The sequence below is a fragment of the Thermostichus sp. MS-CIW-41 genome (assembly GCF_054058915.1).
In genome coordinates, this window is sequence record NZ_JBSSBO010000031.1 from 21,255 (window position 1) to 36,649 (window position 15,395).

Annotated in this window: 12 protein-coding genes and 1 CRISPR repeat array; of the genes, 2 read left to right on the forward strand and 10 right to left on the reverse strand. The window is 55.5% G+C overall.

The annotated features are described in order from the left end of the window. Positions 1-216 precede the first annotated feature (216 nt). On the forward strand, positions 217-1,242 hold the full coding sequence (locus tag ACVWXE_RS09870; RefSeq protein ID WP_457403840.1) for a CHAD domain-containing protein: 1,026 nt from the start codon (positions 217-219) through the stop codon (positions 1,240-1,242). A 532-nt stretch (positions 1,243-1,774) separates the two neighbouring features. Continuing rightward, a CRISPR array of direct repeats spans positions 1,775-2,414; the repeat unit is 36 nt; unit sequence GTTTCCAATTTCTAGGGATCCCCCCGAAGGGGGAAC. A 253-nt stretch (positions 2,415-2,667) separates the two neighbouring features. Here ACVWXE_RS09870 and cas1 read toward each other — a convergent pair. The 9 genes from cas1 to csx2 form a co-directional block, all read right to left on the reverse strand. After that, a complete protein-coding gene (gene cas1 / locus ACVWXE_RS09875) occupies positions 2,668-3,744 on the reverse strand; it encodes a CRISPR-associated endonuclease Cas1 (RefSeq protein ID WP_457490210.1) in 1,077 nt (358 codons plus the stop codon). After that, a complete protein-coding gene (csx18, locus tag ACVWXE_RS09880) occupies positions 3,744-4,043 on the reverse strand; it encodes a CRISPR-associated protein Csx18 (protein ID WP_457490211.1) in 300 nt (99 codons plus the stop codon). Before csx18 ends, cas1 begins: the two co-directional genes overlap by 1 nt. Before the next feature lie 29 nt (positions 4,044-4,072). Continuing rightward, complete coding sequence (locus ACVWXE_RS09885) at positions 4,073-5,887, reverse strand: RAMP superfamily CRISPR-associated protein (protein ID WP_457490212.1); 1,815 nt, start codon at positions 5,885-5,887, stop codon at positions 4,073-4,075. A gap of 30 nt (positions 5,888-5,917) precedes the next feature. After that, positions 5,918-6,559 carry a Uma2 family endonuclease gene (locus ACVWXE_RS09890; protein ID WP_457490213.1) on the reverse strand — a complete coding sequence of 214 codons (642 nt, stop codon included), beginning with the start codon at positions 6,557-6,559 and terminating at the stop codon, positions 5,918-5,920. Continuing rightward, positions 6,559-6,951, reverse strand: a complete 393-nt coding sequence (locus tag ACVWXE_RS09895) for a hypothetical protein (RefSeq protein ID WP_457490214.1) — start codon at positions 6,949-6,951, stop codon at positions 6,559-6,561. The genes ACVWXE_RS09890 and ACVWXE_RS09895 overlap by 1 nt, the downstream gene beginning before the upstream one ends. A 24-nt stretch (positions 6,952-6,975) precedes the next feature. Next, positions 6,976-7,746 (reverse strand): type III-B CRISPR module RAMP protein Cmr4, encoded by a 771-nt coding sequence (gene cmr4 / locus ACVWXE_RS09900; RefSeq protein ID WP_457490215.1) that lies wholly within the window; start codon positions 7,744-7,746, stop codon positions 6,976-6,978. Positions 7,747-7,794: 48 nt separating this feature from the next. Next, complete coding sequence (locus ACVWXE_RS09905; protein ID WP_457490216.1) at positions 7,795-8,934, reverse strand: type III-B CRISPR module-associated protein Cmr3; 1,140 nt, start codon at positions 8,932-8,934, stop codon at positions 7,795-7,797. Next, positions 8,931-11,918, reverse strand: a complete 2,988-nt coding sequence (gene cas10, locus ACVWXE_RS09910) for a type III-B CRISPR-associated protein Cas10/Cmr2 (RefSeq protein WP_457490217.1) — start codon at positions 11,916-11,918, stop codon at positions 8,931-8,933. Before cas10 ends, ACVWXE_RS09905 begins: the two co-directional genes overlap by 4 nt. A 246-nt stretch (positions 11,919-12,164) precedes the next feature. Continuing rightward, a complete protein-coding gene (gene csx2 / locus ACVWXE_RS09915; RefSeq protein ID WP_457466633.1) occupies positions 12,165-13,484 on the reverse strand; it encodes a TIGR02221 family CRISPR-associated protein in 1,320 nt (439 codons plus the stop codon). Positions 13,485-13,800: 316 nt separating this feature from the next. Here csx2 and ACVWXE_RS09920 point away from each other — a divergent pair, with 316 nt between their 5' ends. Then, positions 13,801-14,400 (forward strand): Uma2 family endonuclease, encoded by a 600-nt coding sequence (locus ACVWXE_RS09920; protein ID WP_414399424.1) that lies wholly within the window; start codon positions 13,801-13,803, stop codon positions 14,398-14,400. A 132-nt stretch (positions 14,401-14,532) separates the two neighbouring features. Here the strand turns inward: ACVWXE_RS09920 and ACVWXE_RS09925 are convergent, their stop codons facing one another. Next, the gene (locus ACVWXE_RS09925) at positions 14,533-15,093 is read right to left on the reverse strand and encodes a formylmethanofuran dehydrogenase subunit E family protein (protein ID WP_457490218.1); all 561 of its coding nucleotides are present in this window, start codon (positions 15,091-15,093) and stop codon (positions 14,533-14,535) included. Positions 15,094-15,395 lie beyond the last annotated feature (302 nt).

Genomic DNA, 15,395 nt, shown 5'->3' on the forward strand with positions numbered 1-15,395 from the left:
TATTATTGACTAGAGTCATGCTCTGTTCCGCTGACGGGAATGGCGCGACAGGCCAAAGCTCGCGACAGTTTCCCTGGCCACAGCCTGCTCGGTTTACCAAGGTTAAGATTAGGTTAAAAGGGAAGAGGCGGGGGTAACCTCAAGCTAGGCTGGATGACCTATGTGAAAAGAGCCTGCTGCCCTCTTGGTTCTCGTTTTGGGTAGAGGAGACTGGCTGTGGACGCTGTTGCTGCTGAGCTGAAAACCGATCGCGTCAGCGGGACGGAGTCCTTTCGCGTCAGCGGGACGGAGTCCTTTCGCGTCAGCGGGACGGAGTCCTTGCACTTGACCTTGCCCTCATCTGCGCCCTTGCCAACCGTGGCCGCCTGGGCCCACCAGCTGTTGAGCCAGCAATGGCAGCGGCTGCAGAAACACGTAAAGCGAGTTCTGACCCAGCATCCAGAGGCGGCAGAATCTCTCCACCAAATCCGGGTGACCCTGCGCCGTATTGGCACCTGGGTGCAGGTGTTTCAGGGATCCGTCCGGCTGCCCAAGCCTCTCAAGCCCAAACGCCTGCAAAAGCTGGCCAGTGCTTTGGGCAAGCAGCGGGATCTGGACGTGCTGCTGGAAATCCTGCAGGAACCTTGCTGGGAAGGGATCCCGGCAGCCCAGCAGGCAGAACTGGAGAAGCTAAAACAAGATCTGCAGCAACGTCGAACCCAAGCCGAGAAACGCTCCCGCCGCATTCTTGAAGATGCTGACTTCCTGGCGTTTCAAGCTGCCTGCGAGCAGTGGCTGGCTCACCCCCGCTATAAGCCCCAGGCGGAGCTGCCTTTGCCGGAAAGCTTGCCCCACTTGCTGACTCCCCTGCTGGCCCAGTGGCTGCTGCAACCGGGCTGGCGGATCCCTGCTTTCCCCGCAACGGAAGCCCAAGCTGAGCAACTGCACGAGCTGCGCAAGGCCACCAAACGGCTGCGCTATCAGGTGGAGTTTTTTGCGCCCTTTTACGGGGAAACCATGCAAGATTGGATAGCAACCCTGAAGTGCTTGCAGGATCAACTGGGCCGCTTTAACGATTTGCAGGTTTTGCAAGGCGAGCTGCCTGCAGACTCAGACCTACAAACCCTTCTCCAGGAACAACAAAAACTAGCCCTCCAGGAGTGGCCTGAGCACCAACAGCGCTGCCTGGCCTCTGCCGAGCAGCACCGGCTTTACTCTAATCTTTTCTCTGTTTCCAATTTCTTTCCAACTGGGGATCCCTAGGTTTTCAATTCTATAGATCCCCCCGAAGGAAAAACCCCGCCTTATTGGCGGGGGATTTTTTGTGGCTACAGGGTTTCCAATTTCTAGGGATCCCCCCGAAGGGGGAACATGATACAACGCGAACCTGGTTTGACGAGGACCGGGATGTTTCCAGTTTCTAGGGATCCCCCCGAAGGGGGAACCTTCTCGAAGCTTGCGACAAGCAAGTGTGATTGTTAGCAGTTTCCAGTTTCTAGGGATCCCCCCGAAGGGGGAACTTGAGCCTTGCGGATCTGGGCTATCGTCACACTTGCACCCTTACCCGCACGGTTTGGAACCCGCACAGGCTTGGGCAACAAAACAGGAGTTGGCTTTGGTTGAGCCGGAGCCACCGGCTTTTCTTCGTTGTAGGAATCGCCGAACGCAGACTCAACTGCAGCTTTCGCTGCTTCGAGCCACTCGTCCGGAGTCCAAATAATGCGCTTAGACATTGTAGGCTCCTTTTGAGAAGTGTGTCTAGTTCGGTTGCTCCCCTGGCGACACGTTTAACCAAGTTTCCAATTTCTAGGGATCCCCCCGAAGGGGGAACGCCAGCAGGGTGGGCGCATTTCCAAAGTGCGCCGAGTTTCCAATTTCTAGGGATCCCCCTGAAGGGGGAACAAGGTATCACAACGGGTACTATGTCCAAGCGCGCTTCCAGAGTTTCCAATTTCTAGGGATCCCCCCGAAGGGGGAACGTGTCGGTACCGTGGGTACTGGCTCGTCTTAGAAAAAGGCTGGAAGTTTCCAATTTCTAGGGATCCCCCCGAAGGGGGAACCCTGCCTTGTTTGCAGCCGCAGGGGTGCGGCTAATCAGGTTTCCAATTTCTAGGGATCCCCCCGAAGGGGGAACACCCTCATGGGCGCCCTCGTACAAGGTAATGCCAACCCTGTTGTTTCCAATTTCTAGGGATCCCCCCGAAGGGGGAACTTCTGTTCAAGGTTTAACTTAGTGGCTAATCCCTCTAGTTTCCAATTTCTAGGGATCCCCCCGAAGGGGGAACGGACAGTATAAAACAGGGGATGCGGCTTCGACTAACTCGGTTTCCAATTTCTAGGGATCCCCCCGAAGGGGGAACCATTGCCAGCAGGGTCGGTGCGTTTCCGAAGTGTGCCGAGTTTCCAGTTTCTAGGGATCCCCCCGAAGGGGGAACCAGTATACATAAAAATAAAAAAGGAGAGAAGGTGGAGAGGGCTTTCTCTCCTCACCGACGGAGTGGACCAGGCTCCGTCAGCTTGGAGTTCCTCCCAGATTCAGGGTTGGTCCAGAGCCCTGCATCAGGGATTCACCCAAACAGTGGATTAACGGCTCCACTGCGGGCCGGGAAGCCCCCCTCTCGGGCAGGCGAAATCAGAAAGCCCCCCTCTCGGGCAGGCGTTTCCAATTTCTAGGGATCCCCTCCACCCCTATTTAAACCCAAGCAGGGCAAGGAATGCAAGACCCATTTGCGAGGGATCCGGAAAAAAGTCGGCAAAAAGGGTGCTGGCGAGGGGGCTTTGGGGCCGGAAAGCCTTGTGGCGCAAGGCGTCGAGGGAGACGGATTGCTTAAACTTTTTAACTTGCTGCGTTAGCAGATCCCAGCGGGGTTGATCTCCGTCAGGGGTCTGGATGGATCCCTCCATTCTTTGGATGAAAGCTGTAAGGTACTTTTTCCTGCCACTATCACTTAGAAAACAGCCACCATCGCGATACTCAAAGTCTTCTTCGATGTTCATAATGCCCTTGTTGATCAGCCAGAGGACTATTGAATCTACAATAGGCGCCCGAAATTCTTCCAGTAAGTCCGAAACCAGAGCAGCATGGCGTTCACTGCTAGCGTGCAAGCAACCCTGATAGGGATCCAAATCTTGCAGCTCAATCAGGGTTAATAGATGGTTCCAGAGCACCATGTAGCCAAAGCTGAGCATGGCATTAACCGGGTTAGTGGGCGGCTGTCGAGTGCGGTTAAGCAAAACAAAGCCCCTTTGCTGAAGGCAATTTCCCAATTCCGGGAAATACAGAGCCGCAGCCGCTCCTTCAATGCCCCGCAATTGATCTAGAGACTTGGCCTCAAGAGCTTGAGCAGCCAAATGTTCCAGACTGCGCAGGGTCAGATCCCCTGTTTCAGTGGGGCGCTGCCTGAGCTGCCTCATCAGCAGCACCCGGCTATTGAGCAGCTTGGCTCGCACCATCTGGGCTGCCGTTTGCAATCGCCATGTCTCCGGCAGTGCTTGCTGCAAGTGGGCCAAGCGGCGGTACCCCCTCTCTATAGGAACAAGGCGACCATAGCAATAGCCTAGCCGGGAGAGATAGGCAATAGGAATATTCCGCCTCAGGCACGCTCTCACTACGTCTGTGGTGACCTGGGATCGGCCAAAGATTAAAATTTGCTCCAGCAAGGGTAGAGGCACCTCCTGCAAGAGCGACTCGCCCAAATAGACCATTACGAACTCTTGCTTAAGGCTTAGCCTACACCTCTGCTGAGAGACATATAAAGTTCGCATTATTCGTCATGACGACGCAGATCTTCAGCGCCTCGCCTGTGATCTATGGCATTGCCGGGTTTAGAGCGGCCACGCTCCGGTAAAATCTCAACATCAATTTCAGGACTTGACAAGAAATCCATCACGATCTCGGCCAGACTGCCCGAAAAGAAGCTGGCAATCGCGACAAGAATGGTATTGGTAATCACGGCTGCCAATCCCAAGGGAGCAATTAGCAGGATGGCCAGCGTGATCGAGCCGTTGACCACAGCTGTAACAAGGTTTCTAAGAACTTTGGCATTGATCCTCTTTTTGGACATTTTATTCCTCCAGAGATTCTCCAATATCTCTACTTCAAGGGCCAGATTATTCCAAAATCATCAGCATTTTTCCTGAGCTGTTCAAGATAACTTTTCCTAGGATTCACCGTTGCCCCAAAAACGGTAACCACCTGATAGTCATCCAAATCTGCAATCCAGACAGGGGACGGCGTGCCTGTGTCGCCGCAGAGAAACTTGTCGTATTTTCCTGGCGCTATCTTGCCTACCTTGTGCAAAACAGCCAAAGCATAGGGCTTATTAAACTCTTCTGGGCCGCTGCAGACTACAATCCTGCAATGGGCATCCACAGCTTCAGGACACTTTTCTTTTTCTTTGCTGACCTGACCAAAGCTCCTGGGATTGCTGGGATCAATGGCCTGCCCAGTCAAAACCTGGAGTGCTTCAAAAAAGCCCCGCAGCCGCTTCTGAAAGAGTTTCTGGAATTCCTCTACCGACTCTGGCAGATTCCAAAATGAATCTTCGGAGTTGGGAATGAGGGTGGATCCCCGCCACCAAGGAGCTCTACCGCGGTCTTGGCGAGAGTAGCAGGGCCTTCTTGCCCCCTGGCCAATACCTCCCAGGTGAAACAGCATCCAGGTCAGATTCCGAAAGAGCTTTTGCACCGCTTTCTGGTTCTCCTTTGAAGCATGGTTGTAGCACTCCTCAGAAAGGCTGAGAATGAGGATCCCTTCTTGCCGTCCAGCACGCTTCCCCTTTCCTGCTTGATTGGGTTCCGGCTCTGGTTGAGTTACTTGCCCATTTAAAAGATCCACATGGATCCAGCCGTGTTTTTGCTGGGGAGTGATGGCCCCAAAAAGTTGCCCCTCCCATTCCTGCACCTGCTTCACGGGCAAAACACCCAGGGCAAAGGTTCGAAACCAGTAGCGCAGCATGTTCTTAAAGGCTACCGGTCGGACTTCGGCAATTGATTTGTTGTCATACCGGTTCTTATCAGGTCTCCAGTTGACCACTTGCCGCCCGTGGATCAACTGACCCTCCAGCTCAAAAGGCAGCCGCAAGAATTCTCCCTTGTATTGGGTGGGGGTTTGATCAGTTAGGATTAGTCGCCCATAGCCGGTGTTGACCTGGGATCCCACCCCTTGCTCCAGCCCGCGGATGAGCCATTCTTTCACTTGGGCCAACATCTCGTCGGTGCAGCCTGGGCCTTTGCGGATCCCGATTAAAAACGTGGCCTGTTTGAGAGAGAAAAAGACATTGGGATTTGCTTTATATTCCAAGCTGTTGCCATTCCATCTCCAAACGTTATTGGCAATATCAACAGCCAAGCCTCCCGACCTGGAGTTATCAGGATCCCCTTGTTTTTGAGTCTTGGTCGGCACAGGGTAGGCATCCAAAAAGATCACCTTGCCAGCACTATCTTTGTCCTCAGCTTCCAGGTGCCCAAGCCAGGGTGCCACTGCTTTATCTGCCTCCTCCCAAGACAGATTGTGCTTCTGCATCAACTCTCGAATAGCCTGGGCGCGGGCTACCCCCCGCAAGGTGGAGCTGGGAAGGTAAGGGATCCCTAAGTGATCAAAAGCGGGCAGCAGCATGCTCTCCGGGCCTTTGGCTCCGCCTACCCGAATTCGCCAGGGACAGGTGACCTGAAAAGTGTTTTTTTCTCCGGCAATGCGTTTGATGCGAGCATTCAGAACTTGAAGACGCGCTCCGTAGTTTGCCTTTGCTTCTGCCTGGTGCACCAGATCGACTTTGGCTCCGTCTTTGAAAGGAGTTGCTGGAGCCCTCATCCAACGCAGATATTCAATAAAGCTCGCTGTGGGATCTGGGCTGGGGTTGGGATCCAAGGGATGTCCTAACCAGGGAGCAGGACGATTGCTAGGCATTTGATCTTCTCCTAAAGACGGAAAGCAGTATTAGGAATTGCGAAGCGTTTCCCGAAATTCGCGCAACATGGCGCTGGTGCCAATTTCTAAGGCGCGTCGAATGAGTTGAGGCACAAGCCTGGGGATGTCGAAGTCTGGGAAAAGTCGGCTGCAGCTCGATTCTACGTAGTCTTCTCCCTGCAGAATAAATATCCGTAAACTTCGCTCACCCAAGATCCAAACTTCCGGCACGCCAATAGCTTTATAGGCATCGATAAAGGTTCGGGAAGTAATGTCGGACTCAATGGCCAGATCGGGCGGGGGCAATAGATCAACATCAATTCTTCCCTCACACCCTCGCATCTGCTCTAGGTGATGGACATAAAAGCAGGTGTAAGGCTCCACCCCAGCACTGCCAGACTTTTTAAGGGTTGTTGAGCCAAAGTCTTCCCAGTCTCTCCCTTGAGAATCGAGAATGGCTGAGACAATGTAGCCGGCAATGAGATGAGGGCGCTCGTGTTTGGATAAGGGAGACATAATCTCTAAAGTGCCGTTGTAATAGGCAACGCGAGTGTGGCGGTCTTCCCCTAACTCCTCCAAAATGCTCTCAAAGTCTTGCCAAGTCAGCGAATGGATGACCACTTGGCTTCCTTCACACAGGGAAATAGACTGGATTGGAATGGCTACGCTCATTATTCCCCTCCGCTAATGTCATGGTAAATGGCTGTAGCCCAGAAGCTGAATTCTTGTGCCAAGGCAAGTCCCAGTCCTGTTAAGCCCAGGTACTCTTCAACTTCTAATCTCATGAGGCGATCTAGGCCGTCGGATTTGGAGATTCCATTCTGACCGGAGATCTTTTCTAGGCAATCGAAAAACTCCTTGACCACCTCTTTTTTGCCCTCTTGGCTAAGGGCATCTTCTTCGGCCTTGAGGCGCAGCAAACCCCAGGTGGAAAGATAGGTGTACAGCTCCACAGCCTGGTTCTTCTGCTCTTTTAGCCTTTCTGTATCCTTGGTTTGTGCTCTGAGCTGGCACAGGGATTCGTAAACGGGCTTGGCCATTGTGCGCGGATCAAAGCTATTCATAAAACCTCCCTCCTAGGTTGAGATCTAATCCAAAGACAGCTCCACAAAGCCTCGGCCCAAGCTTTCCTGGCCGCCAATCTGCATAATCTGGTTGGATTGCAGCAGATCTCGAAACTCTTTCATTGCCTCCTCAGAACTGCCATTTGCTTGGGCTGTAACCCCCCAGGTAAAGTACATCAAGCTATCGGGAGGAATGGCCTCTTCATAGCGGAAGCCTCCTTCCACAACCTTGTGCTCGCTAAGCTTGACTTTCACCTGCCGCCACAGGCTCATTTGAATGAGGGTGGCACAATGCTGATCTGGTAAAACGATCACGCGACTGATATTAGGATCTTTGGTGTAGCTCTTCCATTCCGACCATTGTCGAAGACCCTCTTTGAGAATGGCATCTTTGAGGTAAATGGGGCGGTTAGTGCCCAAGCTCGTACTGTAGGGATCCGGCACTGACAGATTCTGGCCTGTTAGCCGCAGCCAGCGCTTGAGCAGAAGCGGGCAGCTTATCCACACCACCCCGTGGCTGAGGGAGGGCACCGGGATCCAAAGCAAGGAGCAATCTCCAATCCAAATGGATCCTTGGGTAAGCTGATCCCCTTCCCCAATTTCGTTGCCAAAGAGCTCAAATTTCTTGTTTTTATCGGGCATGCTGGCCCGCAACCTGCCCCGAATGGTGCTGGAAGGGATGTAGGGCAAATTGGTGTGGGATTCGCGGGCAATCCCCAAGAGGTTTCCTTCTTGGGTGGTGCCGCCGGTGTGCAGGGGAGTCAACAGATGGAGGTAAACGATCTGAAAAGGCATACAAATCTCTCCTTTTTTGAGTAAGCATTGGAGGGCTGAAAGCAAAACTCAGTTCGCCCAAGGCAGCCATAAGAGCTTGCTATAGCCCAACAGCCGCCAGCGGTGGAACACGTTGAGCCGGCCATCTTCTAGCTCGGGCTCTTCTTGGTTGAGGGGGGCCGGTTGCTCCAGGTAGTAGACACTGCCAGGAGGCGCTGCAAAAACTTGAGGAGCGGGTAGGCTCATCTGTCGCGGCTCTTGGGGGTGATCTACCCGCAGGCGGCCGTTGATGGGAACGGGCTTGCCGGTGGCCACGCTCACCAGGGGGCCGGTGAGGGAGTGAGCAGGATGGGGAGTGGCCAATCGCCATTCCCACGGCCAGGCACGGCAGAGGGAACGCCCGTCCACCTTTTTGATGAACACACCTGGGGTCACCAAGTAGGCCAAAGCGCGTCGGGCTTGGCGAAAGGCGGCCTGAGAAAGGGTCTGCAACTGCTGCCACTGCGCCTGCAACTTCGGACAAGGGGCTAGCAAGGCACCGTGGCCTTCTCCCCCCAGCCGCACAACCACTTCTTGCTGCAGGGGCAAGGGATCCCAGGCTTCGCCATCTGGATCCCAGCCCTCGATGGAAAGGGCCAAACTCCAGCCCGGCTGAAGACGGATACAGGTCTCCACAAAGTAGCCATCGGCTTCTCGCACTTGCCGCTTGCTCACCTGCAGGGTGTTGTGGGGCCGCACTTCATACTTCAACGGCGGCTTGACGGCCTGGCTGAGATCCCAGCCTTTGCCTTCCAGCGCCTTTTGCACCACCTCGAAGGGCAGGTAGCCTCCCGTTTTTTTCTTCTTGCTGCTCTGGCTGCCTTCGGGTTCCTCCTCTGCTGGCCTCAGGGACACCAACGGGGCTGGCCGGGTGGGATCCCAGCGGCAATGGAAGTAGGGATCCGTCTTGTCCAACCAAGGAACGGGAACAAGGGGGGATCCGTCTTCCAGGTGCAAAGGGGCGGGGAAATAGAGCCTTTCGTCATGGCAGAGAAAGGGGCCCCGCAGCCGCAGCGTCATCGGCTGGCCCAGGTAGGCTTGAACAGCCCCGGCCAAGGTGTGGCCACTGGGGGGAAAGCTGCTGTTGGCCCAGGCCCGCTCTCCCGGGGCAAAGGGCTTAGCATCTCGAAACATCCACACATCCAAGGGTGATAGGGTAAACCAACTCATCGGCCGTTCCTCCCCAATTTCACGGTGCGGTTGCGCAGCACAAAAGCCGCCAGCTTGAACCAGTTTTTGATCTCCAGATCCCACTCCTGGGGCTGGGCGGGCAGGCTGTGCTGCCAAAAATGCTGGATAAACTCCACAAGCTTGTTCTGGAAGTGCTCTTTCTGCTCCGATTCCTGTTTGAAGAGATCCCGGCGGCTGCAAAAGAGCGTGGCCCAGGCTGGCACCGCCTCTGGGCTGGGGGCAGGATGTTGCTCCCACAGTTGGGCTGCCTGCTCAAACAAGGAGCTTTGATCCTGCTGCTGGCCCATGAGCTTCCAGTCAAAATCAAGGAGATCCTTCCACTTGTCGAACGTGTCGAACTTGCTGGTGCTCACCAGTTGGTTGCCATTGGCAAACAGCACCCGCACCTGCACGCTGTCTTTGGGGCAGCCATGGGCATAGAGGTGGCCCTTGGCTTCTTCTTCCGCCTGCCAAAGGTTTTCCAGGGCAATGGCCAGAGGCACCGAGTGATGGGCAATCACCACGCCGAAGCTGATGGTGGCTGCGGATCCCAGGGTAAAGAGGGGGCGCCGGCTCAAACCTTCGGGAGGCCGCCCTTTTTTCCACTGCCAGTAGTCCCCCAGGTTCTCAAACTCCCGCCAGTCATCCTCTCCCCCCCGGAAACACTGGCGAATATCCCACAGCCAGCCATCCCACTCCCAGAGGTTGGTGTAGGCCAAAACGTCGTCCCCGCCGGCGTAGATGAGCTTGCCTGCGTAGCGTTGCTCTGTTAGGTAGGGCACCAACTGGCCGGAAAAATCCAGCAGGGCGCGGCTTAGGGCGCTGTGGGTGGCAGGCCCCATGCGCTTGCGGCTGTTTTTGACAAACTTCTGAAAAGCGTCTTTGACTTGCTCCAGCTCCTCCTTGTCCTTGCCAAAGACCTCGCCAATGGCTTCCGTTTGCCCGTTGGCCAGCCGCTGTAGGGGTTGAGGCAGATAGTCGTAGTAGGATTTCATCTTCTCGCCCCTGAGCCATTTGCCCATGTCGTCCCCATCCCCGGCAGCCAGCACGTACCAACTGGCGGGGTTAACGCTGGGGTAGTAGCGGCCTAGAAGCGTCTCGATGTCCTGCCGGTAGCTTCTTTGCGTTTCCTCGTCCAGCTCCAGGTCTTCCACCAGCCAACCGGCATTGAGCAGACGGGGATGGTAGCGCAGGTTCTGCCGGTCGGCCCACGGGATCCCCCATTTGCCCCGCATTTCCCGCAGCACCCCTCTGACCTCCGGGTAGCGGGCCTCCACTGCCTGACAGGCCTGCTCGAAGTGCTCTCGTTCCCGTCGCCCTTGGGTTTTGAGGTAGCCGGCTACGCCAGCCGTGAGATCCGGGTAGGAAGCGGCAATCTGGTCTTCATCCAGCTCGCGGAAGAGCTCCGGCAGCACTTTGTACAAGCCCCGCTTGAGGGTTTCGGTGGCATTGAGCTGTTCCCGGCCATCGAAGAGCCCGGCCTGCCGTTGCCAAAGCCGCCGACTCTCCCCTTCTGTTATCCACCCCTGCCGCGGTGAGGGATGCACCACCGGCCCCAAGCCCGAAACGGTGCTGCGCGGCCCAAACGCAACGGGGAGCTGCCAATCGCGGGCCTGCTTACAAGCGGCTTGTAGCCGCCGACTTTGCTCCACTGCGGCTGCCCACCAAGATCCCACGTTGAGTCCGGCCTTGTATTGGCGGCGCTGTTGTCTTTGGGGATCCCAGAAGCTAACTCGCAAGAACTCCAGCTCCTCATCAGCAAAGAGCTTTTGCTTAGCCCCCAGGTGATAGGTGCGGTTTTGGGCACTGACCCAGGGATCCGCATCAATGGAAACATGAGGGGGCTTGAGGATGCCGGTATCCTTGAGAGAGTGAGCCGGGGATCCCAGGGGCACGGCTGCCCAGTAGTGCTGCCACTGGTGCTCTAGCCATCCCTGCCAGGTGGGATCCTCTGGGTGCAACTGCCTCAGCCAGCGGCGATCCCCCTGCAGGTAATCCAGCACCTTCTGGGCCAACTGCTTCCATTCTTCCTTGAGGGTCTGCTGCGCCATCTGCATGGCCGCTTGCACCCGGTCTTCCGGCAACAGCAGCAGGAGCACGTTGGGAAAACCGGCGGTGAGCAGGGCGTTGGCAGAAGGTTGAGGGATCCATTCTTCAAATTCGGGGTACTTCTCCCGCAGCCAGTAGTCGATTAATGGCTGGCCATAGAGGCTGGGGTAGAGTAGGCAGTCGGGACCGTATTTTTCAGCTAGTCGCCAACTCATGCGGGCAGAAAGGTAGTGCAGCAGCCAGGATCCGGCCCAAAAGTCCCGCATTTTGCGGCTGGCTTTGATCAGCTCCTGGATGGGGTTGAAGGTAAAGCTCACCAAGAAGGGACGCGCGAACTTGGGCTCGTCGTAGCCGGCCAAACATCCCGCTAGGGCTGCGGTGACGCTGCCGTGGCTCCACAGGGATCCGTCTGGCAGCCGGGTTTCTGCTGGCAATAACAGCAAGCTTTCATCCCCAAACTCCTGACAAATAGCTTGGGGAAAGCACCGCCAAAACCACCAAAACACTTTTTGGGGATCCGTCTCCTGCCGAACCCAATCAGGGATGGCGTTCTCCTCCCGTTCCATCAGGTAGTCTGCACGGGAGCGGGCATTCTTGAGGGCTTGGTGTTGGTCATCGGCCAATTGCCAAAAGTGCTTGCGCCCGGAGAGCAAGTGGCTCATTTCTAGTCCAAGACCCAAGTTGCGATCCTCAACTTGATAGTTGATGGCTATGGGCAAATGGCCAATGGCCGCGCGGTCGCTGGCCGAGGCGATGAGATCAGCATCGCCTATGGGAGAGGATCCCTCTGCCTTGGGCGAGATCCACCCCTGCATCGCTGCTAGGTTTGGCCACAGCCCTTCCTTAGCGCGGCCAGAGGCGTCGTGGAGGGCTTTGAGGGCAGGATCATGCAGCAGGCCCCAGAGCTTTGCTTGCCAGTAGTAGTGATAAGACATGGTGTTTTCGCAGGAAAGATAGGAAAGTTAAGAACTGAACGTGCAAGAAACAAAGTAGACAAAACCCCAGCAGCCACCCGATAGCCGGCTGCAGAAGCTACAAAACAAAGTCCACCGATCCCGACCGGCCCTCAGGTTTTTTTCAGTATTTCTCCAGGTCAATAGGACTTGTTCAAGCTCAGCCCCTGCCAACCGCTGGACCGAAATTGAAAACCCAGAACCTGAGGGTGGGCCGACGTTGGTAGCCTACCGAGAATTGGAAGGATCCCCTTCCAATTCCCCCTCTGTTCGAGTCAATTCAGGAAACAGCGCTTCCAGTTTCGGCAGCAGATCCTGCAGCACAAAGCTCTCCAGAACTTCGCTGCGTAGAGATTTGGGTTTCATCTGCACATGGGCCACGTCGTTGCGGTATTCGCTCAGCCGAGACCAGAGCTTGGCTAGCTGCTGCACATCTGGGACATGGGCGGCAATGGGAGGCAGGGACTGAAGCTGCTCTTGGTGTTGGATAAGGGATCCAGTCGCAGGGAGATCTCCCAAGAGCTGCTCTTCCCGCGGGATGAGGGATCCCAACTGGTGTTCAATTCCCTGCCGCGCTTCTCGTTCGAGGTAGTTTTGGATCCCCTCACAGAGGCAAAGGGCGGAGACCACCCACTCGCGGGCCAAGAGAATGGCTTGGGTGGTGAAGCGCTTTTCCACATACCAGCGCAGCAGTTGAAAGTGCTTTTGAACTTGAGCGCGGGGATCCTCCTTCTGGTCTGCCGGCAGCGCCAGTTGGCTGTAGCTATTTTGAATGCTTTGCAGCAGCAGGCCGAAGGGCTTGGCAAATTGGCCCACCTCTTCTGCCAACTCCTGGGTAGAGTGTCTTTGTAACTTGCGCAAGTCCTCCTGCAGGCTGACCGGCCTCACCAGCTCCAGAGAACGGGAGATGTCGCGGATGGCTTGTCCAAAGCTCTGCAGCCGGGTGGGCCTGGGATCCCTTTTGCCGAGCTTTGGTTGGCGGTAAAAGTCCCGTTGAACTGTATCCAAAAGTTGGCCCAACTCCAAGGCCGAGCCGGTGCTGATGAATTTGTCGGTAGCCGTCAGCCAGTCCAAAAGACGAAGGGCGGGGGTGAGATCGATGATGGGTGTTTCCTGCTGGTCTTTGAGATAGAGACCGTAGTACAGCCCCTGAATATTTACATTCTTGGCCTTGCGCAAAAGGGCGGCTCCCAAGAGCACCAGTACGGGGATGGAGCGAAAGGCGTGGGTGATATCGAAAACCAGCCGCGTATGGGGCTCGATGCTATCGACCAGCACATCGAAGATCTCCCAGGTCTCTGCCTCGGTTTTCCCTTCAGGAATGGCCTTGGCAATTTTCTCCACGTGGGGGGGTAGGCAGTCCCGTAGATGCTTCCAATGGGTGTCATGTGCTTCTTGGGTTAGCAGCACAATCACCCTCTCGATGTCAAAGAGCTGACAGAGGGCTTTGGCAACATAACGGGTTCTATCGGCTTTCCGCTCCCCAAAAACATACACCGTCTCGCTGTAGGGGCTGGTGCCTAGAGTGGTCAAAAGGGTATTAGCCATAGGGATCCTCTCGATGACGGCTTTCAAGCATTGAAGCACGGGCATCTTCAAGCTACTGCAGCCTGGAAGCCCCCCCTTCTCAAGTTGCCTGGAGAGGGTTCTGGGTTGAATGTTGCCCTATCCTCTCACGAAAAGTGGCATCCTCTGCTCAGCCGGTGCCAGAAAGATGGGGATCTCTACCCCCAAAATTGAGTGGAGCCATCTTGCCGCTGGATTTGGATCCCTGCTCGACAACTGTTTCAAAACGGTGAAGGTGGGGGATGTCAGAGCTAGCCTAGACAGAGATTCGGCCATCCTAAACAACGGGGATCCTGTGATGCTATCGACTCCAGAGTTGTCCATTTCAGGTCAAAAGCTAACTCCCGAACAGTTTCTGGCCTTGCCGGAGGGGGATATTGTCTATGAGCTAGTCGATGGGCGGGCCGTCTCCAAAAACGAACCCATGTCGCCAAAACGCTTCCATGCTCGTCTCCAACCGGTGTTGTGGCAAATTTTGGAGGACTGGTGCTCTAGCCCTGAGTGTCCTAAGCCTGGGTCAGCACATACTGAGTGGGCAGTTGTTTTAACACGAAAGGCAGAGCCCTGGATCCCAGTTCCTGATGTTACTTACATCTCTAACGAGCGGTTGCCGGTTGAGGCCATGACCGATGAACCTTGTTTTGCCATTCCCGAGTTGGTGATCGAGATCCTTTCTCCTGGCCAGAGTTTTGGAGCCATAGCTCAGAAGGCAACCGATTATCTAGAAGCTGGGATCCCCCGCGTTTGGGTGGTGGATCCCCAAGCCAAGAGCATCACGGTCTTCTATCCCGATGCCCCGCCGCGCACCTTTACGGGATCTCAAGCCATTCAAGATGATTTCCTGCCGGGTCTAAAGGTGATCCCTCAAGATGTATTCGCTCAAGCCCGGATCCCTTAGGGGGTACCTAGCGAGCCCACGATAATCAGAGTTAGTTCCAGAAAGAGAGCATCCGGCAGAGGTGGCCACCCGCTCGGGTCTGGAGCTGATTGGCTCAGGAATGCCGAAGGGATCCCGCAGCGATATTCCCTGCTATGGGCTAATGGCGAGACGGAAAAGCTTCTCATCGGCCAGTTGAAGAACTTCCTGCCCTGCAGCCGCCAGTTGTTCCGGGGGCAAGTTCCGGTATTTGGCGATAAACTCAGGCAAAACTTGAAACTCCACCCGCTTGCCGGTCTCTCGGTGGATGACCACGCTGCGCATTTTTTCAAGAGATTCGACCTCCACCAGCTTCAAGTTCAACTTGCCCAAACTGGCCCCTGTTGCAGCATGCAAGCCATCCACAATGCACACGAACGGGATCTCTGCCGGCGACTCGTGAATGACCTCCACCAGAAAACGGTTCCTAGAAGTGTGGGGAGTTGGACTCATCAAGCCCAGCTCCTGCAGAGCGCGCATCCCCATGCGATAGCCGACCACGGCCCAAGGCCCAGCTCCGCCATGAATTTCCGTTACTCGCTGAATGGCCGCCGCCGTCGAGTCCGTTGCAGAAGTGGTGACCGGATGAGCTGTCGCCGGCGCTCCCAGAGTTAGCTGAAGTGCAATCAGCAAAAGAGAAAGCTGCTGTGGCTTGGCAATGGATGACAGGTTCATAGGCAGCGAGAGAGCTGATAAAGAGGAGATGGGTCAAGCCATCCTAAGCTCTACCCTTCGAGGTTGCCTATGCGGGGGTAGGGGATCCAGCCCTCTTCTGGGAACTCTTCCGAAAATCACCTCCTGGCTGAAGAGGGCTAAGACCAGTGGTATTGTCAGAGGTAAGCCCCTGGGCGTTGAGCACAGGCCCCTGTAGGAGTAAGGGTAGTACTAGGTTGTGTTGATCTTTCATTTGAGCCAAAAGAGAGCACTGACGAGATAGAGAAAACTCAAGAAGTTCCTGGCCAATTTGTCAAAACGAG

Excerpts from the sequence above, each read along its gene's own strand:
- ACVWXE_RS09885 (WP_457490212.1), bottom strand. The coding sequence starts at position 5,887 with ATGCCTAGCAATCGTCCTGCTCCCTGGTTAGGACATCCCTTGGATCCC.
- ACVWXE_RS09925 (WP_457490218.1), bottom strand. The coding sequence starts at position 15,093 with ATGAACCTGTCATCCATTGCCAAGCCACAGCAGCTTTCTCTTTTGCTG.
- ACVWXE_RS09890 (WP_457490213.1), bottom strand. The coding sequence starts at position 6,559 with ATGAGCGTAGCCATTCCAATCCAGTCTATTTCCCTGTGTGAAGGAAGC.
- ACVWXE_RS09920 (WP_414399424.1), top strand. The coding sequence starts at position 13,801 with ATGCTATCGACTCCAGAGTTGTCCATTTCAGGTCAAAAGCTAACTCCC.
- csx18 (WP_457490211.1), bottom strand. The coding sequence starts at position 4,043 with ATGTCCAAAAAGAGGATCAATGCCAAAGTTCTTAGAAACCTTGTTACA.
- cas10 (WP_457490217.1), bottom strand. The coding sequence starts at position 11,918 with ATGTCTTATCACTACTACTGGCAAGCAAAGCTCTGGGGCCTGCTGCAT.
- cas1 (WP_457490210.1), bottom strand. The coding sequence starts at position 3,744 with ATGCGAACTTTATATGTCTCTCAGCAGAGGTGTAGGCTAAGCCTTAAG.
- csx2 (WP_457466633.1), bottom strand. The coding sequence starts at position 13,484 with ATGGCTAATACCCTTTTGACCACTCTAGGCACCAGCCCCTACAGCGAG.
- ACVWXE_RS09905 (WP_457490216.1), bottom strand. The coding sequence starts at position 8,934 with ATGAGTTGGTTTACCCTATCACCCTTGGATGTGTGGATGTTTCGAGAT.
- ACVWXE_RS09895 (WP_457490214.1), bottom strand. The coding sequence starts at position 6,951 with ATGAATAGCTTTGATCCGCGCACAATGGCCAAGCCCGTTTACGAATCC.
- cmr4 (WP_457490215.1), bottom strand. The coding sequence starts at position 7,746 with ATGCCTTTTCAGATCGTTTACCTCCATCTGTTGACTCCCCTGCACACC.